The sequence below is a fragment of the Actinokineospora alba genome (assembly GCF_004362515.1).
Taxonomy (GTDB): Bacteria; Actinomycetota; Actinomycetes; order Mycobacteriales; family Pseudonocardiaceae; genus Actinokineospora; species Actinokineospora alba.
Genome location: NZ_SNXU01000001.1, coordinates 2,031,133 through 2,052,163 on the forward strand (window position 1 = coordinate 2,031,133; position 21,031 = coordinate 2,052,163).

General features: G+C 67.8%; 14 protein-coding genes and 1 tRNA gene. 13 read left to right on the forward strand and 2 right to left on the reverse strand.

From position 1 onward, the window contains the following. Window positions 1–285: 285 nt before the first annotated feature. Window positions 286–915 carry a bifunctional DNA primase/polymerase gene (locus C8E96_RS09765; RefSeq protein ID WP_091380013.1) on the forward strand — a complete coding sequence of 210 codons (630 nt, stop codon included), beginning with the start codon at window positions 286–288 and terminating at the stop codon, window positions 913–915. 1,112 nt (window positions 916–2,027) lie between these two features. Here the strand turns inward: C8E96_RS09765 and C8E96_RS09770 are convergent. Further along, window positions 2,028–4,337, reverse strand: coding sequence for a DEAD/DEAH box helicase (locus C8E96_RS09770; RefSeq protein ID WP_091380008.1), 2,310 nt, complete (start codon window positions 4,335–4,337; stop codon window positions 2,028–2,030). 259 nt (window positions 4,338–4,596) lie between these two features. Between C8E96_RS09770 and C8E96_RS09775 the strand changes: the two genes are divergently transcribed. The 7 genes from C8E96_RS09775 to C8E96_RS09810 all read left to right on the forward strand — a co-directional run bounded on the left by C8E96_RS09775 (window position 4,597) and on the right by C8E96_RS09810 (window position 14,958). Then, window positions 4,597–6,888 carry a sodium-translocating pyrophosphatase gene (locus tag C8E96_RS09775; protein ID WP_091380005.1) on the forward strand — a complete coding sequence of 764 codons (2,292 nt, stop codon included), beginning with the start codon at window positions 4,597–4,599 and terminating at the stop codon, window positions 6,886–6,888. A gap of 144 nt (window positions 6,889–7,032) precedes the next feature. Beyond that, on the forward strand, window positions 7,033–7,641 hold the full coding sequence (locus C8E96_RS33185; protein WP_091380002.1) for a hypothetical protein: 609 nt from the start codon (window positions 7,033–7,035) through the stop codon (window positions 7,639–7,641). 105 nt (window positions 7,642–7,746) lie between these two features. After that, window positions 7,747–8,334, forward strand: coding sequence for a hypothetical protein (locus tag C8E96_RS09790; protein ID WP_091379998.1), 588 nt, complete (start codon window positions 7,747–7,749; stop codon window positions 8,332–8,334). Between the two features lie 145 nt (window positions 8,335–8,479). After that, the gene (gene topA / locus C8E96_RS09795; protein ID WP_091379994.1) at window positions 8,480–11,269 is read left to right on the forward strand and encodes a type I DNA topoisomerase; all 2,790 of its coding nucleotides are present in this window, start codon (window positions 8,480–8,482) and stop codon (window positions 11,267–11,269) included. A gap of 67 nt (window positions 11,270–11,336) precedes the next feature. Next, on the forward strand, window positions 11,337–11,609 hold the full coding sequence (locus C8E96_RS09800) for a hypothetical protein (RefSeq protein ID WP_091379991.1): 273 nt from the start codon (window positions 11,337–11,339) through the stop codon (window positions 11,607–11,609). Window positions 11,610–11,773: 164 nt separating this feature from the next. Then, window positions 11,774–13,762 carry a bifunctional MFS transporter/dTMP kinase gene (locus C8E96_RS09805; protein WP_091380574.1) on the forward strand — a complete coding sequence of 663 codons (1,989 nt, stop codon included), beginning with the start codon at window positions 11,774–11,776 and terminating at the stop codon, window positions 13,760–13,762. After that, window positions 13,762–14,958 carry a DNA polymerase III subunit delta' gene (locus C8E96_RS09810; protein ID WP_091379987.1) on the forward strand — a complete coding sequence of 399 codons (1,197 nt, stop codon included), beginning with the start codon at window positions 13,762–13,764 and terminating at the stop codon, window positions 14,956–14,958. The genes C8E96_RS09805 and C8E96_RS09810 overlap by 1 nt, the downstream gene beginning before the upstream one ends. Window positions 14,959–15,058: 100 nt before the next feature. Here C8E96_RS09810 and C8E96_RS09815 read toward each other — a convergent pair whose 3' ends face one another. Next, a complete protein-coding gene (locus C8E96_RS09815) occupies window positions 15,059–16,699 on the reverse strand; it encodes a hypothetical protein (RefSeq protein ID WP_091379984.1) in 1,641 nt (546 codons plus the stop codon). Between the two features lie 104 nt (window positions 16,700–16,803). Here C8E96_RS09815 and C8E96_RS09820 point away from each other — a divergent pair. The 5 genes from C8E96_RS09820 (at window position 16,804) to C8E96_RS09840 (ending at window position 20,974) form a co-directional block, all read left to right on the forward strand. Continuing rightward, a tRNA-Thr gene (locus C8E96_RS09820) sits at window positions 16,804–16,877 on the forward strand. 164 nt (window positions 16,878–17,041) lie between these two features. Further along, window positions 17,042–18,547, forward strand: coding sequence for a tyrosine-type recombinase/integrase (locus C8E96_RS09825; protein WP_228770088.1), 1,506 nt, complete (start codon window positions 17,042–17,044; stop codon window positions 18,545–18,547). 56 nt (window positions 18,548–18,603) lie between these two features. After that, window positions 18,604–19,167, forward strand: coding sequence for an NUDIX domain-containing protein (locus C8E96_RS09830; RefSeq protein ID WP_091379978.1), 564 nt, complete (start codon window positions 18,604–18,606; stop codon window positions 19,165–19,167). Window positions 19,168–19,331: 164 nt separating this feature from the next. Continuing rightward, entirely contained in the window at window positions 19,332–20,567 is a 1,236-nt protein-coding gene (locus tag C8E96_RS09835; protein ID WP_133794307.1) for a hypothetical protein, read from the forward strand. A 131-nt stretch (window positions 20,568–20,698) separates the two neighbouring features. Next, complete coding sequence (locus C8E96_RS09840) at window positions 20,699–20,974, forward strand: hypothetical protein (RefSeq protein ID WP_133794309.1); 276 nt, start codon at window positions 20,699–20,701, stop codon at window positions 20,972–20,974. Window positions 20,975–21,031 lie beyond the last annotated feature (57 nt).

Below are 21,031 nucleotides of genomic sequence, written 5' to 3' on the forward strand. Positions count from 1 at the left end.
GCTCCAGCGGATGATCATGTTGTTGATCTTCATTTCCGCAGGTCGTGGCGATGGTTGCGGCGGGTGATGAACGTGTCACCGCGGCTAGGGGTGGCCGTGTCGCCTGCAGCCTGTCGTCGACGATGACCGGTTGGCGGCGCTTCACCCGCCGTTCCGCCGCCGTTTCACTCACCTCGTCAAAGCGACCAGTTGTCGACTGCAAGTTACGTATCGCACGTCGAATGTCGTCTAGTAGTCATAGGCCGCCGAGCGCGGCGCCCGCACCGCGAGGAGGCACTGCCCGAGATGTTGGACACCGATAGGTCGGAAAGCTGGCGGAGAGCGTTCCGGGTCGAACTGCGAGCGGAGGCGATCGGCCTCGCGTTCCGCGGTTGGCCCGTGCTGCCGGGCACCTATCCGGCAGGCGAGCACTGGGCGGGACGCGAAGGCGTCGAGGACAGCGGCCCCGTGCCCGTCCACCGCGACTGGCAGGAGCGCATCGGCACCAAGGCCGAGCAGGTCGCCACCTGGTGGACCGGCCGTCCCTACAGCCTGCTTCTGGCCACCGGCAAGGTTTACGACGCGATCGAGGTCGACGACGACCTCGGCAGGCGCGCCGCAGGCGTGCTGCGCTCGGTCGGCATGCCCGTGCCGATCATCGCGACGCCCGACCGCCGCTGGTTCTTCCTGACCCAGTCCGGCGCGGAGCTCAACCACGAGCTCGCGACGGACCCGACCATCACCCTGCACGCGGACGGCAGCTGGATCACGTTGCCGCCCAGCCCTTTCCAGCACGGTGTCGTCCACTGGCGAGTGAAGCCCGAGGTGTGCGGCTGGGAGATCCCGACCTCGCGCACCGTGCAGGACGCACTGCTCGACGCTTTGCAGGAACCCACCCGCGATCGACTGGTCACCCAGCTCATCGGGGCGGACTAGCCAACTGACCACTGTGGCCGGTTCACGCTCGACATTCCCGCGAGCGATGATGGCCACCCGCCAATGCCGGTCCAACGCGCCACACGCCACCTCCCGCCCTCGGCGGGCGCGACGGACAGGCAGCCAGCCGAGCAGCACCTGGAGGCGACGGCCTCCCGCACGGCCCACGGAACAACAGACCAGCGGCACCAGCCGCACTCGGCGACACCCCGCCCGGGACGAACCGCCTGCCCGACACCGAACCGCCTCCCAGGTGTCCCAGCGCAGTGCGAGTACTCCCCGCCGATGGTCTTGGCACTCCGAGGGCCCCGCGGTAGCAGGCCAGTCGCACGCTCGGCGGCACCAGCAGTGCGCCGGGGTTGCGCGTCGGTGTCCCCACCGACGCCCCCCGGCGCCTGCCGCGTTTGGGCCAGGCTCACTTCGTCCGAGCCGCCGGCGCCGCGTCAAGGAGAGCTTGCGGCGCTCGCTTCTGGCCGGCGTCGCGTTCGAGGGGAGCGTGCGCGCCCTCTATGGCCACTGGAGCCTGGGTGCCCGTGGTGAGGTGAGGATCCCCGAAGCAAGGCGAAGAAGTCTCGGTGGCGCCGGGCAGGGTGCCCAACGGACTGCGGTCCTCGACATCTCTGGGGGACCATGAGACCTTCGCTGCCCTCTGCCTGCGTCGTCCTTTGCTTAGCCTTGGCCAGTTGCATCAACGATCAGGGAGCGACACTCCGCCCGCATCCAGCGCGACCGCGTCGCCACCAAGATCGACGATCCGCAGGGATTCGCCCGCTGCGGATCGAGGTCGCGGCTCCGGCGGGCTCCAGCACCGTCTACGCGGGCCGCTTCTTCGACCGGCGTCCTGGCTCTCGTAGCCGGCTATCCGCCTGCGGCGGGCGGGTCGTCGGTGCGCGAGGTCATCGCGGGCAGGCAGACGGTGGTCGCCAACCGCCCCCGGGCCGACGGCGGCAAGTTCTACTAGGAGGTCTGCAAGTCAGTGCGGCCGTTGGACAACGAGGATTCGCCAGGCGCGATGGAGTACGCCGTCGCGGAGGTCGGGTGGTTCACCGAGCCGGAGGCTGCTCGGCGGCGGAGGTTCTCGCGGGCTTGTTGTGGCCCGCGCTGCCACCGGTCTAAGGGGTCAACACCCGCAGGATCGTCGACAGCACCGAGACCGCACCCGCCTTGTCCAGTGGCTCGTTCCCGTTGCCGCACTTCGGTGACTGCACGCACGACGGGCACCCGCTCGGGCACTCGCAGCCGCTGATCGCCTGGCGGGTGGCGGTGAGCCACGGCACCAGGGCCGCGTGGCCGCGGTCGGCGAAACCCGCGCCGCCGGGGTGGCCGTCGTGGACGAAGACCGTGGGTTTGCCGGTGTCCGGGTGCAGCGCGGTGGACACGCCGCCGATGTCCCAGCGGTCGCACGTGGCGAACAGGGGCAACAGGCCGATGGCGGCGTGTTCGGCCGCGTGCAGTGCGCCTGGAATCGTTGCCGGGGCGACGCATCCCAGCAGGTCTTCGCTGATCGTGTACCAGACCGACCGGGTCGTCAGGGTGTGCTCGGGCAGGTCGAGCGGCACCTGGTCCATGACCTCACCCGACGGCAGTCTCCGCAGGTAGCCGACGACCTGGGACGTCACGGCGACCTCACCCAGGCACACCGTCACCTCACCCGCGCCCGCCCGGTGCACCACACGGGATTGCGTGTCCAGCACCGAGATGTCCACGATCTCGCGCGCCTGGGTCGACCACTCCGGGTTCTCCGCGTGCACCATCGCGAGCCCGGCAGCCAAGTCGAGGTCGTCCACCACATAGGACGCCCCCTGGTGCAGGTACACCGCCCCCGGGTGGACCGACGTGCACGCGCTGCCCGGGCTGACCGTCCCGAGCATCCGCCCGGAATCCGATTCCACCACCGCGATCTGCTCGCCGCCCGACCCGCGGATGTCGACATCGCCGTGTGGCCGGTCCCGCGCCGTCCAGTACCAGCCCGCCGGCCGCTTGCGCAGGACACCGTCGTCGACCAGGCCGTCGAGCACCGCGCGGGCACCCGGACCGAACGTCGGCAGGCAGTCGACGGTCAGCGGCAGTTCGGCGGCGGCGCAGGCGAGTTGGGGCGCGAGCACATACGGGTTGCCCGGGTCGGTGACCGTGGCCTCGATCGGCTTGTCGAGCATCGCCGACGGGTTGTGCACGAGGTAGGTGTCCAGCGGGTCGTCGCGGGCCACGAACACCACCAGCGACCCGTCGCCCGCCCGGCCCGCGCGTCCCGCCTGCTGCCAGAAGGACGCCACCGTGCCGGGGAATCCGGCGACCACCACGGCATCGAGGCCCGCGATGTCCACGCCGAGTTCCAACGCGTTCGTGCTGGCCACCCCCAGGAGGTCGCCGCACGCCAGGGCCTTCTCCAGGGCTCGGCGTTCCTCGGGCAGGTATCCGGAGCGGTAGGCGGCCACCCGGTCAGCCAGCTCTGGGTCCACTTCGGACAGAGCGCGCTTGGCGCTCAGCGCCGTGAGTTCGGCTCCTCGGCGGGAGCGGACGAACGCCAGCGTTCGGGCGCCCTCGATCACCAGGTCGGTGAGGATCCGGGCGGTCTCGGCGCCCGCCGAGCGGCGGACTGGGGCCCCGTTCTCGCCGGACAGGTCATCGAGCAGCGGCGGCTCCCACAGCGCCACGGTCCGCGCGCCGCGGGGGGAGTGGTCGTCGGTGACCGCCACACAGTCCACTCCGGACAGTCGGGTGGCGGAGCTGCCCGGGTCGGCGACCGTGGCCGAGGCCAGGATGAACACCGGGTCGGACCCGTACTTGCGGGCGATGCGGGCCAGCCTGCGCAGCAGCAGCGCGACGTGGGAGCCGAAGACGCCGCGGTAGGTGTGGCACTCGTCGACCACCACATACCGCAGCTGCCGGAAGAAGGTCGCCCAGCGGCCGTGCGCGGGCAGCACGCCGCGGTGGAGCATGTCCGGGTTGGTGAACAGCCACCGGCCGTGTGCCCGTGCCCAGTCGCGCTCGGCCATCGGGGTGTCGCCGTCGTAGGCGCAGGCCCGCAGGTCGTTCAGGTCCAGGGCGCGCAGCGAGCGCAGTTGGTCGGCGCCAAGGGCTTTGGTCGGCGAGAGGTAGAGCGCGGTCGCGCGGGGCTCCTCGAGGAGGGTGGAGATCACCGGCAGCTGGTAGGCCAGCGACTTGCCCGACGCCGTTCCGGTCGCGATCACCACGCTGCGGCCGTCGTGCGCGTGGTCGGCCGCTTCGGCTTGGTGCGCCCACGGTTCCCTGACCCCGCACTGGGCGAATGCCTCCCGGACACGCGAGGGGGTCCACGCGGGCCAGGGGACGACGGTGGCCGCGCGCTCGGGCAGTTCGGCGACATGGGTCAGTGGATCTTCCCCGTCGGGAACCCCGGCGAGGACCCGTTTGAGCAGCACGGCGCCGCGTTCCGAACCCACGGGTCGAGCTTCGCACACGGGTCCGACGTTGTTGCTCGGCAGGCGAATCGGCTGGAGATGATCATGAGATGTTCGTCACAATAAGCCCAAGTAACATCACTGACAGTGCACGTTATGGGACGGCTCGCGTCTGTGATCCGCCTTACCAATAGACTCCGCCGTCATCCCACCGAATGTGGTGGTGCACACGTCGGAATCGGAGTCGATGCACGCTCGGGCGGATGTCGGCGCTGAAACAGGCAGATCATCAGGAGGACGGATGTCCGGGCAATCCCTCGCGGCGGACCTGACGCTCACCGGCGGAGATCGCGGTGTGGTCGTCGTGGTCGCCGCGATCGCCCTCGCCGCTCTTGCCGTTGGTTATGTCCTGCTCAAGGAGGTCCTGGCCGCTGGCACAGGGACCACGAAGATGCAGGACATCGCCAAAGCGGTGCAAGAGGGCGCGGCGGCGTATCTCAAGCGGCAGCGCAACACGCTTCTGGTATTCGGCAGCGCGGTGTTCTTGCTGCTGTTCCTACTCCCCGCGGATAGTGGCGGCGAACGGATAGGCCGGTCCCTGTTCTTCTTGGTGGGCGCGGTGTTCTCGTTCACCATCGGCTATCTCGGCATGTGGCTGGCGACGCAGGCGAACCTGCGCGTCGCGGCCGCGGCCAACGATGAGGGCGGCCGCGAGAAGGCCACCCGCATCGCGTTCCGCACCGGCGGCGCGGTCGGCATGGCGACCGTGGGCCTCGGCCTGTTCGGCGCCGCGATCGTCGTGCTCGTCTACACCGGTGACGCCCCGAAGGTCCTGGAGGGCTTCGGTTTCGGCGCCGCGCTGATCGCGATGTTCATGCGTGTCGGCGGCGGCATCTTCACCAAGGCCGCGGACGTCGGCGCCGACCTGGTCGGCAAGGTCGAGCAGAACATCCCGGAGGACGACCCCCGCAACGCCGCCACGATCGCCGACAACGTCGGCGACAACGTCGGTGACTGCGCGGGTATGGCCGCCGACCTGTTCGAGTCCTACGCGGTGACCCTGGTCGCCGCGCTGATCCTCGGCAGCACCGCGTTCGGTGTGCAGGGCCTGCTCTTCCCGCTGATCGTCCCCGCCCTCGGCGTGATCACCGCGATGCTGGGCGTCTACATCACCAAGGCCCGCGCGGGCGAGAGCGGCCTGACCGCGATCAACCGCTCGTTCTACATCTCGGCGCTCTTCTCGGCGGTCCTCTGCACCGCGGCGGCGTTCATCTACCTGCCGAACTCCTTCGCGGAACTGACCGGCGGCACCACCGCGGCCGAGGCGGGCAGCCCCGCGCTGATCGCCTCCATCGCCGTGATCATCGGCATCGTGCTCGCCGGCGTCATCCTCTGGCTGACCGGCTACTACACGGGCACCGACCACAAGCCGGTCAAGGAGGTCGGCAAGACCTCGCTGACCGGTGCGGCCACCGTCGTCCTGTCGGGTATCTCGGTCGGCTTCGAGTCCGCTGTCTACACCGCGATCGTTATCGGCGCGGCGGTTTACGGCGCGTTCCTGCTCTCCGGTTCGATCATCGTCTCGCTCTTCGCGATCGCTCTCGCGGGCTGTGGTCTGCTGACCACCGTCGGCGTCATCGTCGCGATGGACACCTTCGGCCCGGTCTCGGACAACGCCCAGGGCATCGCCGAGATGTCCGGCGACGTCACCCCCGAGGGCGCGCAGATCCTGACCGAGCTCGACGCGGTCGGCAACACCACGAAGGCGATCACCAAGGGCATCGCGATCGCCACGGCGGTGCTCGCGGCGACCGCGTTGTTCGGGTCGTACCAGACCGCGATCGTCGAGGCACTGGCCAAGGCGGGCGAGGGCTTCAAGGGCGACGACTTCATCGTGTTCAGCCCGAACGTGCTGGTCGGCATCCTGATCGGTGCCGCCGTGGTCTTCATGTTCTCCGGTCTCGCGATCAACGCGGTCACCCGCGCGGCGGGCGCCATCGTCTTCGAGGTGCGCCGCCAGTTCCGCGAGATCCCCGGGATCATGGAAGGCACGGGCAAGCCGGAGTACGGCAAGGTCGTCGACATCTGCACCCGTGACTCGCTGCGTGAGCTGGCGACCCCGGGTCTGCTCGCGGTCCTCGCCCCGATCGCCGTCGGCTTCGGCCTCGGTGTCGGCCCGCTCGCGGGCTACCTCGGCGGCGCCATCGCGGCGGGCACGCTGATGGCGGTGTTCCTGGCCAACTCCGGTGGCGCCTGGGACAACGCGAAGAAGCTGGTCGAGGACGGCCACCACGGCGGCAAGGGGTCCGAGGCGCACGCCGCCACGGTCATCGGCGACACCGTGGGCGACCCGTTCAAGGACACCGCCGGTCCTGCGATCAACCCGCTGATCAAGGTGATGAACCTGGTCTCGCTGCTGATCGCGCCCGCCATCGTCACGTTCTCGGTCGGCCCGGACGCCTCCACGGGTCTTCGGGTCACGATCGCGGCCGTGGCCGTGGTGCTGATCGTCGTCGCCGTGGTCGTGTCGAAGCGTCGCGGCACCGCGATCGCGGACACGCCCGCGGAGACGAACGTGTCCAACGGGGTCTGATTTCGACGTACTGCCGCAGTGCGATGGGGCCGGTTCCGCCGTTCGGCGGGGCCGGCCCCGTTCGCGTCGCGGGGGTGCCGGGGGCGTGCGAGCATCGAGTCGGCACCCAGGACGTCCAGGCAGCATCAGGCAAGGAGCAGCACCATGGTTCGTCGTCTCGCCGCGGTCACCGCGGCCGCCGTGACGCTGTCGTTCGGTCTGGCGGGATGTGGATCGGACGCGCCGACCACCACCGGCACGCCCACGACCACGACCACCACGGCCGCGGCCGCGAACGGCGACGCCGTGGCGTGGGCCGACAAGGTCTGTGCGGCGGTCGGTCCCGAGGTCGAGAAGTTCAAGGACACGCCGAAGGGCGACCCGAACAACCTCCAGGCGACCAAGGACGGGTTCGTCACCTATCTCGACGGGATGGCGCAGGCCCTCGACCGGATGATCTCCGGAATCAAGGACGCGGGCGCGCCCCCGGTCACCGACGGCGACGCCGCGGCCAAGGCCGTCGAGAACTCGCTCGCGACCGCCAAGGACACGGTCACCAAGGCCAAGGACAACCTGGCGAAGGTCGACGCGAGCAACCCGCAGGCGTTCCAGGCCGGGATGGCCCAGGTCGGGCAGGACCTCCAGGGTCTCTCCCAGATGGAAGACCCGACCAAGGGGCTGCGCGGCAACAAGGAACTCAACGACGCTTTCGAGAAGTCGGAGAAGTGCAAGGCCCTCAATGAGCCCGCGACCAGCGCCACGCCGACCTCCTGAGCAGTAGTCGACTAGGTCCGCGTGACCTCGTGACGTCATCACTCGAACGTGTTGGGTAACCGAAGTCCTTTACGCTGATCGAACCTCTGTTCTATTCTGGCCGCCGTGGCGCAGCTGTCGTTCTTCTCCGCCGAGGCGACTCAGCCGCGAGTGGCCGACCTCGCGGGGCTGCTGTGCGGGCCGGGGCGGACGGTGGTGTTCGCCAAGGCCACGGCCAAGTTGATCGTCCCGGTCGACGATGTCTGGCGGGCCAGGGCGCTGGTCGCCGCGTGTGCCGAGCGCGGGGTCCGGGCACAGGTCAGGGTCGACGAACAGGCCACGATCGTGTGCACCGCGTTCCGGGTCGACTTGGCCCCGCTCGCCGCCGCGTGGTCCGAAGGTGATGGCAAGGTGGTGCCTGGCGGGTTCACGCCAGATGGCGCTACCTTGCGGATGTGGGTTCTGGCGGCGGGCCGCTGGGACAACAACGGGTATGTCCTGCCGGTCGACCAGACCGTGCCGGACACCCATGAACCACTGCGTGAGAGCCTGGCGCGGTGCGGTCTGCCTGCGACGACGCAGGTCGACGGGTCCGGTCTGAAGATCGTCGGACGCAGGCGGCTGGCCCGGCTGCGTGAACTGGTCGGACCGCTGGTCGACCCGGGCTGCGGGGGACAGTGGCCCGACGTTTCCCGGATGCGCGTCGTGTCCTGAGCGTGCTACAGGTGGTACAGGTTCATACTCGTTCGGCCTATCCAGGCCGGCACGGAGAGCCCCTGGAATAGGGCATCGGCTGTGCGGCGTGCACACTGACTGGCTGACACGGGGCTCAAGACGGCTTCATAGAGAGCGGGAAAGCGTGGCTGGCTCGACAGGGACGAAGAAGAACGGTGGTGGCACCGACGGCACTGAGCCTCGTCGGCTGGTGATCGTCGAGTCGCCCGCCAAGGCGCGCAAGATCGCGTCCTACCTTGGCCGGAACTTTGTCGTCGAGTCGTCCCGTGGCCACATCCGTGACCTCCCGCGCAAGGCCGCCGAGGTCCCGGAGAAGTACAAGGGCGAGTCCTGGTCGAACCTGGGGGTCAACGTCGACCAGGGCTTCGAGCCCATCTACATCGTGACGCCGGACAAGAAGGCCACGGTCACCGAGCTCAAGGGCCTGCTCAAGGACGTCGACGAGCTCTACCTCGCGACAGACGGTGACCGCGAGGGCGAGGCCATCGCGTGGCACCTGCTCGAAGCGCTCAAGCCCAAGGTGCCGGTGCGCCGGATGGTCTTCCACGAGATCACCGAGCCCGCGATCCGCGCCGCCGCCGAGAACACCCGCGAACTCGACCGCGACCTGGTCGACGCCCAGGAGACCCGCCGCATCCTCGACCGCCTCTACGGCTACGAGGTCAGCCCGGTCCTGTGGAAGAAGGTCATGCCGCGCTTGTCGGCGGGCCGTGTGCAGTCGGTGGCGACCCGCATCGTCGTGCAGCGTGAGCGCGAGCGCATGGCGTTCGTGGCGGCCACGTACTGGGACATCTCCGCGACGATGGACGCCGGCGCCGACGTCGAGCCGCCCACGTTCGGTTCGCGGCTGCTGTCGGTCGACGGCACCCGCCTGGCCACCGGCCGTGACTTCGGCCAGGACGGTCAGCTCAAGGCAGGCACCGACGTGCTCCTGCTGGAGGAGGCCGAGGCCCGCCGCCTCACCGAGAGCCTGGTGGGCGCCGCGCTCACCGTCTCCAGCGTCGAGGAGAAGCCGTACACCCGTAAGCCGTACGCGCCGTTCATGACCTCGACGCTGCAGCAGGAGGCGGGCCGCAAGCTCCGCTTCTCCTCCGAGCGGACGATGCGCGCGGCCCAGCGGCTGTACGAAAACGGTTACATCACCTACATGCGTACCGACTCCACCACGCTCTCGGAGACGGCCATCACCGCGGCCCGCCAGCAGGCCACGGACCTCTACGGCGCGCAGTTCGTCTCGCCGCAGCCGCGGCAGTACACCCGCAAGGTCAAGAACGCCCAGGAGGCGCACGAGGCCATCCGACCGGCCGGTGAGGTGTTCCGCACCCCCGGCCAGGTCGCGGGTGAGCTGGAGACCGACGAGTTCCGCGTGTACGAGATGATCTGGCAGCGCACCATCGCCTCCCAGATGGCCGACGTGCGCGGCACCACGATGACCGTGCGGATCAGCGGTGCCGCCGCCAGCGGCGAGGAGTGCGTCTTCTCCTCCTCGGGCCGCACGATCACCTTCGCCGGCTTCCTGCGGGCCTACGTCGAGGCGGTCGACACCGAGACCGGTGGCGAGGCCGACGACGCCGAGCGCAGGCTGCCGCTGCTGGTCAAGGGCCAGCCGGTCACCGCGGCCGACCTGTCCGCCGACGGTCACACGACCAGCCCGCCCGCCCGGTACTCCGAGCCCAGCCTGATCAAGGCCCTCGAAGAACTCGGCATCGGCCGACCGTCGACGTACACCTCGATCATCAACACGATCCAGGACCGCGGCTACGTGTGGAAGAAGGGCTCCGCCCTCGTCCCGTCGTGGATCGCGTTCTCCGTGATCGGCCTGCTGGAGCAGCACTTCGAGCGGCTCGTCGACTACGACTTCACCGCCGCGATGGAGGACGAGCTCGACCGCATCGCGCTCGGCGAGCAGCAGCGCACCAACTGGCTCACCGGCTTCTACTTCGGCGGCGAGATCGGCCCCGAGGGCTCGGTCGGCCGCTCGGGCGGGCTCAAGAAGCTTGTCGGCTCCGGCGTCGAACACATCGACGCCAAGGAGGTCAACTCCATCCCGGTGTTCATCGACGCCGAGAACCGCCCGGTCGTCGTGCGCGTCGGCCGGTACGGGCCGTACCTGGAGCGCGAGGTCGACGGCGCGGCGCAGCGGGCGAACGTGCCCGAGGACCTGGCGCCCGACGAGCTGACCCTGGAGCTGGCCGAGAAGCTGTTCTCCACCCCGATGGAGGGCCGCAGCCTCGGCAACGACCCGGTCACCGGGAACGAGATCGTGGCGAAGGAGGGCCGCTTCGGCCCGTACGTCACCGAGGTCCTGCCCGAGGTCGAGGAACCGCCGCCGCCCGCCGAGGGCGCGAAGAAGACCAGGGCCAAGGCGCCCGCCAAGCCCAAGCCGCGGACGGGCTCGCTGTTCAAGGACATGTCCCTGGACACGATCACCCTCGACGACGCGCTGAAGCTGCTGTCGCTGCCCCGCGTGGTCGGCACCGACCCGGCGGACGGTGCGGAGATCACCGCGCAGAACGGGCGCTACGGGCCGTACCTGAAGAAGGGCACGGACTCGCGTTCGCTGACCACCGAAGACCAGATCTTCACCGTCAGCCTCGAGGAAGCGCTCAAGATCTACGCCGAGCCGAAGAAGCGCGGCAGGCAGGCCGCCGCGTCGGCCCCGCCGCTGCGTGAGCTGGGCAACGACCCCGTGTCGGGCAAGCCGATGGTCATCAAGGACGGCCGGTTCGGGCCGTATGTGACTGACGGCGAGACCAACGGGTCGCTGCGCAAGGCGGACAGCGTCGAGACGCTCACCGACGAGCGCGCCGCGGAGCTGCTGGCCGAGAAGCGGGCCAAGGGTCCGGTGACGAAGAAGGCACCTGCTCGGCGCAAGGCGCCCGCGAAGAAGGCTCCGGCGAAATCGAAGTCGTAGCCCTCTGTCGCTCAAACGGGTGAACGCTTAGCCTGCGAGGGGTAACCCGCCCGAGAGGGGGCCCCGAATGGGTGAATCGTTCCGTGCTGACGACGCGCGCGATCTGGATCCCCCTCGGCTCCGGCTCCCGCGCGCCGTCCGGCCGCCCGTCGCCCCGATCGTGCGCCCCGGCCTGATCGAGTACCCACCACGGCCGGGGTGGCCGTATCAGCCGCGCGCGGGGGTGCGGAGGATCAAGCTGAGCGTGTCGCTGGTGGTTCTCGCGGCCGCCGTCCTGCTCTTCATCGCGTACCAGGTCATAAGTGGTTTCCTCGGGATGATCAATGGACTTGTCAACTAGATCACGCAAAGTGAGCCCGCTGGGGTTCGGTTTGTGCGAGCCTGTCCCGACATCCCAGCTACGCTGGGCTTGACACTTGGCGTGGAGATGGGGTGGAGGGCATCAGCGGGGGCCCGAACGGACAGCTCAGGACCAAGGGGCAGACCACGGGCGCGGAAGCGTCCATGGCGCACCGGGCCCGCAGTGTCCTGGCGATCCGGCCGTTCCGCAGGCTCTGGGGTGTCACCTACCTGTGCAGCGTTGGTGACTGGCTGTCACTGCTCGCTCTCACCGGGTTGGTCGCGTCGCTGACGCAGGACTACACGGCGCAGAGCTTCGCCTTCTCCGGCGTCGTGCTGACCCAATTGCTGCCCGGTCTGCTGTTCGCCCCGCTCGGCGGCTTGTTCGCCGACCGGTTCGACCGCCGCAAGGTCATGGTCCTGGCCGACATCGCGCGGTGCGGGCTGTTCCTGTCCATCGCGGTCGTCGGCTCGACGCTGTGGCTGTTCATCGGCAACTTCCTGATCGGCTGCTGCGCGCTGCTGTGGATCCCGTCCAAGGACGCCGCGGTCCCCAACCTGCTGCGCAGGCCGGACCAGGTGGAGACGGCCAACCAGCTCGGCATGGTGATGACCTACGGCATCGCCGTGATCAGCGGCGCCGGCCTCTACTCGCTCATCACCGGTATCAGCACGAACGTCAGCCTCCCCTTCGGCACCAGCGACCTCGGCATCGCCCGGTTCATCCTGACGATCAACGGCTTGCTGTATCTGACCAGCGCGATCATCGTCGCCACGCGCATCCCGGAGCTGTCGACGCGAGCCCCGGTCGTGCCCAAGCCCGCGGACAAGGACAAGCCGAAGAAGAGCGGCTTCCTGTCGATGGTCAAGGACGCGGGCCACTTCATCCGGACCACGCCGATCGTGCGCGGCCTGCTCATCGGCATGATCGGCGCGTTCGCCGCGGCGGGCGCCCTCGTCGGCTCCGCCCAGCTCTACGCGGACAGTCTCCGCGGTGGCCAGTCGGCGTTCGGTCTGCTCTTCGTCGCCCTGTTCATCGGCCTCGCCACCGGCATGACCGGTTCGCCGAAGCTCGCCCGCAGGCTGCCGCACAACCGCCTCTTCGGCATCGCGATCGTGGTGGCGGGCCTGGCGCTGATGCTCGTGGCGCTCTCCCCGCACCTGGCCGTCTCACTGGTCACGGTGGCGGTGCTCGGGGCCAGCGCGGGCGCGGCGTTCCTCACCGGCGTGACGATCATCGGTACCCAGGTCGAAGACGCCATCCGCGGCCGCATCAACGCGATCTACCAGTCGCTGATGAAGATCATCCTGGCCGGCGCGATGGCTGCGACGCCGGTGCTGGTCGGCTTGGTCCGGCCGCACGAAATCAGCATGTTCGGCAAGCAGATGACGGTCGACGGCACCCGGCCCGTGCTGCTCGGCGCGGGCCTGATCGCCGCGCTCGTCGGCATCGTCGCCTACCGGCAGATGGACGACCGCCGCTCGGAGACGATCCTGTCCGACCTGGTCGCCGCCATCCGGGGCAAGCCGCGGCGGTCCACGGGCCTGCTCATCGCCGTCGAGGGCGACACCCACCTCGACACGTCGACCCAGGCCCAGCTGCTCGCCGACTGGCTGCGCGGCCCGAACGGCCGTGAGGTCTTCCTCGCCACCGACCCGGCCCTCGACGACGAACGCCTGCACGCGGTGCTCACGGGTGCCTCCCTGTCCAGCGCCCGCGCCCACGCGCTGGTGGCCGCCGCGGTCCGCGCCGACCTGGTCGAACGGGAGATCCGCCCGGCACTCGACCGCGGCGCCCTGGTCGTCATGGAGCGTTTCGTCGACAGCCCGCTGGCCCACCTCTCGGTCGCGGCCGGGCTCGACCCGGCGGAGCTGGAAGGCCTCGCCGACTGGGCGACGTCCCGGCTGCGGCCCGACATCACCGTGCTGCTCGACCGCGATCCGGGCACCCTCCCGAAGTCGCCGGGCAACACCGAGCATCATTGGCACGTGCAGAGCGTGCTGACCGATATGGCCGCGGCTGATCCCGACCGCTACGTGGTGGTCGACGGCGACGGCACCATGGACGACGTCGCCGACCGGGTCCGCCTCGCGGTGCAGACCACCCTCGCCGGCCGCAGGCTCGGCGACCTCGTGCCGGAGCGGGCTTCCTGATGGGCGGAGTCTGGTCGCAGCTCGTGGGGCAGCCGGACGCCGTCGAGGTCCTCACCGCCGCCGCCCAGTCGGGCGCCCGGCTGGTCGACGGCGCCGGCACGGCCGCGGGGATGACGCACGCCTGGCTGTTCACCGGTCCACCCGGCTCCGGCCGCTCCGTCGCCGCTCGGGCGTTCGCCGCCGCGCTGCAGTGCACGGCGGGGCAAGAGGTGCCGGGCTGCGGCGAGTGCCAGGGCTGCCACACGGCGATGGGCGGCACCCACGCCGACGTGCGCATGGTCGTCCCGGAGGGCCTGACCATCTCGGTCAGCGAGATGCGCGCGCTGGTGCAGACCTCGGCCCGCAGGCCGACCGGCGGCCGCTGGCAGGTCGTGATCATCACCGACGCCGACCGGCTGACTGAAGGCGCGGCCAACGCACTCCTCAAGGCGGTGGAGGAGCCACCGCCCCGCACGGTCTTCTTGCTGTGCGCGCCATCGGACCACCCGGACGACGTCTCGGTGACGATCCGCTCCCGCTGCCGCCGCATCGCCCTGCGCACCCCGGCGGCGGACGCGATCAGCGAAGTCCTGCGCCTGCGCGACGGAATCGACGCCGACACCGCGAACTGGGCCGCCTCGGTCTGCGGCGGCCACGTCGGCCGCGCCCGCAGGTTGGCGACCGACCCAGCGGCCCGCGACCGCCGCGCGAAGGTCCTGAAGATCCCGCTGCAACTGCGCAGAATGACCGACGTCTTCGACGCCGCGGGCGAACTCGTGAAGGCGGCGGAGGCCGACGCCACGGAGGTCAGCGAAACCCGCGACGAAGCCGAGAAGGACGCCCTACGGACCGCGATGGGCCACGGCGGCACCGGCAAGGGCACCGCGTCGGCGTCACGGGGGAGCGCGGGCGCGATCAAGGAGCTGGAGAAGCGGCAGAAGTCCAGGGCCACCCGAACCAAGCGGGACGTGCTGGACCTGGCATTGGTGGACCTGGCGGGCTTCTACCGGGACGTATTGGTGGTCCACGCGGGTTCGGACACGACGCTGAATCACCCGGACCATGCGGACAGCGCGGTCCGGGCGGCACAGAACTGGTCGCCTGAGTCGGCGCTGCGCAGGCTTGAGGCGGTGCTCGGGTGCCGGGAGGCGCTGGAGCAGAACGTGAAGCCGCAGATCGCCATCGAGGCGATGGTGGCCGTCCTCTATTCAGGCTGAGGTACCTGCCGCCTCACCCAACCAGGCTCCCCAGCCGAAGCCCCGGAAACGCACGCACCCCGCCTGACCGAAGTCAGACGGGGTGCGGCCCCTTGTTCGATCAGTCGGTGTGCCGGTCCGGCGTGATCTTCACCTGTGCGACTCGGGGGCGGCGGGGCAGCGCCGCGACCAGCACGACACCCACCAGAAGCATCGCGGTGCCCGACCAGAACATCGGCACCGACTGGTACGCGGCGCTCGTGTAGGCCAGCGGCGGGGTCTGCTTGCCCTGCGGCGCGGGGGCGGGCGGCTGAGTCGGCGTCGCGGTGCCGCAGACGACGCCACCGGTCGGCGCGAACGCGCGGGCGACCTGTTCGCCGAGCGAGACCTGGGCCAGCGCGGACGGCAGGTTCGGCAGGCCGAGCGCGTCGGTCGGCAGGACCTGCAGGTCGAGCATGCGGGCGGTGGCGCCCAGCTGGTAGCCCTTGAACGGCTGCGTCGCGTTCTCACCCTTCTGGGTCAGGTTCGCCACCGACAGCCGGATGACGCCGAGGTCGAGCTTCTGCAGGCCGCCCGCGATGGCTTCCTGCGCGCCCGCGCCATTGCCCAGCAGGCCGCCGATGATCGGGAGCTTGTCCGCGCCCGGGATCGAGGGGGCGCCGGGCAGCGGGATGCCGATCGGCAGGTCCATCTTCGGGTTCGCCGCGTCCAGCTTGCCCAGGCTCTTGCCGCCCTGGACGACTTCGAGGACCGGCGCGGTGTACTTGACCGTCGAGGTCTTCTCATCGCCGGTCGAGGTGACCTGCAGCGTCGGCTGGCTGACGACGTTGATCGACACCTCGTACGGCGTGCCCGCGAGCAGCTTGACCGCCGCGACCTGCAGCGTCGAGGTCGACTGGACCGCCTTGTTCTTCGAGCCGGGGATGTCCACCAGCTTGACGACCGACCGGGCCGACAGCGTGTTCGGCAGGCTCAGCAGCGAGCCCTTGCCGCCGGTGGTCTTGGCGCCCTGGCCGCCCAGCACGCCGCCGAGGGTGCTCAGCGGGCCCGCGAGACCCTTGATGCCCTCGATGATCGCCTTGTCGGCGTTGGCGTCGAGGTTCGGCGCGTCGAACACGCCGGTGAGGTCGGTGCCGCCGGGCAGGGTCGGGATGGCGTTGAGCGCGGACAGGCTTGCCAGCTCGGTCGAGGCGTCGGCGATGGTGTCGACACACGGACCCAGCGTGTCGCTCCAGTGCGCCTGGACCTGGCCGTTGAGCAGCCCGGCCTTGACCAGGGTGTCGAGCGGGGAGGCGGGCAGGTTGAGCCCGGCGCTCTTGGGCTGGGTGTTGTTCGGCGGCGCGGTCTGCGACAGCGCGCCCGGCGCCTGCGGGCTGACGCCCTGGAACGCGAACCCACCCGGCGCGGACTGCGCGATGGCCTTCTCGAAGGACAGGTAGGCCTCGGAGTTGGCCTGCGCGCTGGCGAGCCCGAAGCCCATCTCCGCGGCGGCCTGCTTCGGCAGCTTGTCCTCGGCGCCCGGGATGATCGTCTTGGTCGGCGTGGAGTTCGGCAGCAGCCGGACGATGGCAAGGCCCGTGCCCGCGTCACCGATGGCGTGGCCCAGCGGCTGCGGCCCGATCGGCGCCGACGGCGGCGGAGCGCTCGGGTTCGCGGGCTGCGGCACGGGGGTGGTCGGCTGAGCGGCCGCCGGGGAAGCGACCATCACCAGGACCGCGGCCGCGGCGGGCAACGCCAGCGCGGCAGACTTGCGTCGGGACATCGTCGGGGTCCTCCTCGGGCGATCCACGCGGACCGGCTATGGATTAAACGACACTAGGCCCCTCCGGTGACGCGATTCGCACCCGGTATAGTTGCCGCCAGCACGCCGCCTTAGCTCAGTCGGCTAGAGCGATTCACTCGTAATGAATAGGTCAAGGGTTCGACTCCCTTAGGCGGCTCGCAGGTCAGAGGCCGGTTCGGTACATCCGAACCGGCCTCTGTCGTTCTCCGTGGCCTGGCTCGTGGCCTGAAACCGACTTACCGTGGCCCTATGGCGTCCTCACGTAAGCCCCGGAAGGGGCAGCGCGGCACTGTCGCAGCGTTGCCGAGCGGTGCACGCAGGGTGAAGATCTACGCGGGTGTGGACGAGGTCACAGGCGGGGAACTGTGGCTCCGGGAGACCGTGCCAGCCGGGCCAGATATCGAAGCCCGCGTCGAGGTCGTGCGGACCAGGCTGCTCGCGCAGGTCGACGCCAAGCTGAACGCGCGCACCACGGCGACCGTCACGCAGTTGCTCGACCGCTACTTCGAGCTGACAGACATCGAAGAGAACACGAAGGTGTCGTATCAGTCGCTTGAGAGGAACCACATTCGTCCGCTGATCGGCGCGTTGCCGCTTGGCAAGGTAGACGGGGAACAGCTCGACTCCTTTTACCGGAAGCTACGCACGTGTCGAGCGCACTGCAAAGGACGTCGGTATGTCGAACACCGCAGGAAGCGTCCGCACGACTGTGTTGAAAGCGGTTGCCGAGAACACGTGTGCCGTCCGCTAGGCGCAGCTTCGATAGTGAAGATTCAGTCCATTTTGCGGAAATCGGGCAAGAGCGCGGTGAGGTGGAAGTGGGTAGGGACCAATCCCTTCACTCTGGCCGAATCGCAGAAGGCGCCTAAGCCCAAGCCGAAACCGCCGAGAGCTGATCAAGCCGCAATTATCGTTGAAGAGGCTTGGGCGGACCTTGAGTGGGGAATGTTCATTTGGCTCGCCATGGTTACAGGCGCGCGGCGGGGTGAAATGTGCGCGCTGAAATGGGACGACCTAGACCTTTCTGCGGGCGTGATCGGCATCAAACGAAGTGTCGCGCAGCGTGGGAAGCGCACGTGGGAGAAGGACACCAAGACTCACCAGCAGCGCCGAATCACGATCGATGAATCGACCGTGTCCCTGTTGACGGCATACCAAGCCCGCAGGCTCGAAATCGCAGGGGTAGACGAGTTTCATCCTGACGCGCGGATTTTCTCGTCGTCTGCCGACAGTATGACGTGGCTAAAGCCGGACTCTGTGAGTCAGAAATACTCTCGACTTTGTGCACGGCTAGGCTGGACCATGAACATTCACAACCTGCGCCACTACTCAGCGACCGAGCTAATCCTTGCGGGGGTTGACGTCAATACCGTTGCTGGCAGGCTGGGACATGGAGGCGGCGGGTCCACCACTCTCAAGTTCTACACGGCATGGTCGGAAGAAGCGGACCAGCGTGCGGCTGGAAAGCTTGCCGCCAGAATGCCTGAGCCGCCAATCACGCCAAAGATTGAGGATGGCAAAGTGGTGCCGATTCTCAAGCGGCGCAATGACCCCGCAAGTCCCTATCAAGAGATCGCCGCAGATCTGCGCGGCGCGATCAAGTGCGGCGCGATGAAACCAGGCGATGTGCTCCCCACGTTCTCTGACCTCGCAGCTCGCTACGGGAAGTCGACCGGAACCGCGCAACGCGCTGTCGCAGAGCTTCGAGCGGAGGGCTTGGTGTCCGTCAGCCGTGGCCGTCGTGCCGTGGTCGCCGATCCGAGCGTCCCGCAACCGCTCGCAGATGTCGTCGGCTTGGACACAACGAAGCGGCGGCGCGGGAAGTAGACGAAGATCGCCACAGCCTCTCGCCGAGCCGGTACGACCTCTCGTAGGCTCGCTGCGTGACGGATGAGCAGCATGGCGCGTGGAAGACCTTCGGTGAGCGGCTTGTGTACGACAACCGCTGGGTGAAGGTCGGCCTGGTCGATGTCGAGGCCCCCAACGGCGAACGTTGGGACTACCACGTCGTCCATCTTGCGCGTATCGCGATTGCTCTCATCGTTAACGACCAGGACGAAGCTCTGATGCTCTGGCGCTACCGCTTTGCGACGGATCAGTGGGGCTATGAGCTGTTGGGCGGAATGGTTGATGACGGTGATGATGCCGCTACAACAGCGGCCCGCGAAGCGGCCGAAGAGAGCGGATGGAAGCCTGTAGGCGAGCCTGAACACCTTGTTAGCTTCGAGCCACTACCTGGGCAGGTAACCGCTCAAGTCGACGTCTATTTGTGGCGTGATGCCGAGCATATCGGCGAGCCAACCGACACGGAAGAGACCGGGCGCATTGAATGGGTTGACCTTGCCCGGGTCACTGAACTGGCAGACCGAAAGGAGCTGCTTGGATCTGGAACCCTTGTTTCGTTATTTTACTATCTTAACTCACGTTTCCGGTCCAGTCAGAAGTAGGTCGCGTTCACCAGACTTGAGAACTCGAATGAGTGCCCTGCTGATTTCAGTGCATTTGGTCATGATCAGCACTAGCCAAAGGTTGACGTCGAGGGCTACTCCGACCGGGTGGTGCCCCTGGTTGATGCCATCTCGCGTAGACCTTGGAGTGATAGCTTCTGGGCATGTCGGACGAAGACAGCGGAGCCAGCGCAGCGGAAAGCGCTAGTGATCTTGCGAGTAGCGCTGGTGATCGGCCCGGCAGCTTCGCGTTCTTCTCTCTGATCGGTGATCGTTTCAACGCGCCCGGCATGCCCGCTGACACCGCGAAAGAGGTCGGGTTCTTCCGTGAAGCAATCCTGAGCGTTGCTCGCCAACTGTGGTTGGACGCCAATCTGGGTCGCAGTCGGGTACCAGCGGGATTTGCCGAGGCGTTCGACCTTCGGCTAACTAACGTTCTTCGCGGTAGCGCGGAGCCGCAGTTGCTCTTGAATCGCACCCAGAGGGTTAGCGACGAAGATTGGGACGAGTGGGTCCGATTTTATGAGGCTGCCCGCGATTCAATTGCAATGGGCGTCCCCACAGTCGCGGTGGCTCCACTGGATCGTGATCGCACGGACCTGACTGAAGAGGCTAGGGCTGCAAGGGTGTTGCGGAACCCAGCAGTTGTCGCAAGTCTGCGTAAGATTGGGTCCACTCTAGAGCAAGCGGAAACCGTTGTTCTTGGCTCTCCGCTGAGGGCTGGTCCGCGTGTCAAATTGGACCATGACATGAGATTGCTCCTGAATCCCAGACTAAGCGACCTAGGGGTGACGCAGTCCGAGCAGGTCTCAATCGAAGGCGTCATTGTCGAGTACGATGGGAAAACGCGGAGCTTCCGTCTTGAAATGCTTAACGGATCCGCGACCTGTTCGCTCACGAAGGATGAGGCGCGGCTCTCGATTCAAGCTCGCGACTATTTGGCTCTGGATGGCTTTACCGCCCCCGATGTCGTGATTATTGGCGAGACTAATAACAGTGTGGCGAAGAATATCCACATCTTCAGCGTGCATAGTATTGATATCGTGCGATCTGTAGCAGAGAAGATGCTCATCCAGCAGTTGCAGCGGATTGTTGAGCTTGAGGATAATTGGCTAGGGTCGGGAAGCGAAAAACCCCCTGAAGAAATAGTGGAACGAGTGCGCGAGCTGGTGCCAGCGTTGGCGGCACTCGACATTCAAATCTCTGTTGTGCCTAGCGCTGATGGCTCCGTAGTTCTGGAGGCCCGTCGGGGATTGGTTGAATTGTCGGTAGCGGTAGAGCCTAACGGCGAAATGTTCATGTGCTCCGATAATGTTGACACGAATGAACTGGATGAAGCTCAAGTTGATTTTGATGGCAGCCGACTTGAGCGTTTCCTGAGGACGGGGGCCATTTCGTGACCGCATCAGCTCCTCAGGACAGCATTCTCGACACTCCATCGGAACTTCTCCTTCGGCAAGTCCACCCTACTCATTTTACTAACGGAGTAGTGTCAAGCGAGGCGTTTAAGCCGAGTGCTCGTGACAGAGACATGCTCTCGACCCTGCGCGGACACGTCGGACCGGACGAGGCTTATCGACGATGGACGGAAGAAAAGGGCTTCAAATCTGTCGGCACATACGGTGTGACAGTTGGAGAAGTTGTCAATGAGAATCTTAAAGCCGTTGACGACGCGGCGGAAGTCAACGAGCCGGACCATGTGTCGATCGATTTTTCTCAAATTTTGAGCAAGGCGAGAAAGAAGCAAGCAGGGCGGATACTGCGCGACGCGGCTAAAGCGCGAGGCTGCTTACATGCGCCGAAATAGTTCCGGCTACTCTCGCGCCACGTCAGCGGTCCGATCTCTCGACTTTCTCCGGGCGTA

Bases quoted from the DNA above. Each gene is read 5' to 3' on its own strand.
- C8E96_RS09810 (WP_091379987.1), top strand. From the start codon at position 13,762: ATGGGCGGAGTCTGGTCGCAGCTCGTGGGGCAGCCGGACGCCGTCGAG.
- C8E96_RS33185 (WP_091380002.1), top strand. From the start codon at position 7,033: ATGGTTCGTCGTCTCGCCGCGGTCACCGCGGCCGCCGTGACGCTGTCG.
- C8E96_RS09775 (WP_091380005.1), top strand. From the start codon at position 4,597: ATGTCCGGGCAATCCCTCGCGGCGGACCTGACGCTCACCGGCGGAGAT.
- C8E96_RS09800 (WP_091379991.1), top strand. From the start codon at position 11,337: ATGGGTGAATCGTTCCGTGCTGACGACGCGCGCGATCTGGATCCCCCT.
- C8E96_RS09805 (WP_091380574.1), top strand. From the start codon at position 11,774: ATGGCGCACCGGGCCCGCAGTGTCCTGGCGATCCGGCCGTTCCGCAGG.
- C8E96_RS09840 (WP_133794309.1), top strand. From the start codon at position 20,699: ATGCTCTCGACCCTGCGCGGACACGTCGGACCGGACGAGGCTTATCGA.
- C8E96_RS09815 (WP_091379984.1), bottom strand. From the start codon at position 16,699: ATGTCCCGACGCAAGTCTGCCGCGCTGGCGTTGCCCGCCGCGGCCGCG.
- C8E96_RS09835 (WP_133794307.1), top strand. From the start codon at position 19,332: ATGTCGGACGAAGACAGCGGAGCCAGCGCAGCGGAAAGCGCTAGTGAT.
- C8E96_RS09765 (WP_091380013.1), top strand. From the start codon at position 286: ATGTTGGACACCGATAGGTCGGAAAGCTGGCGGAGAGCGTTCCGGGTC.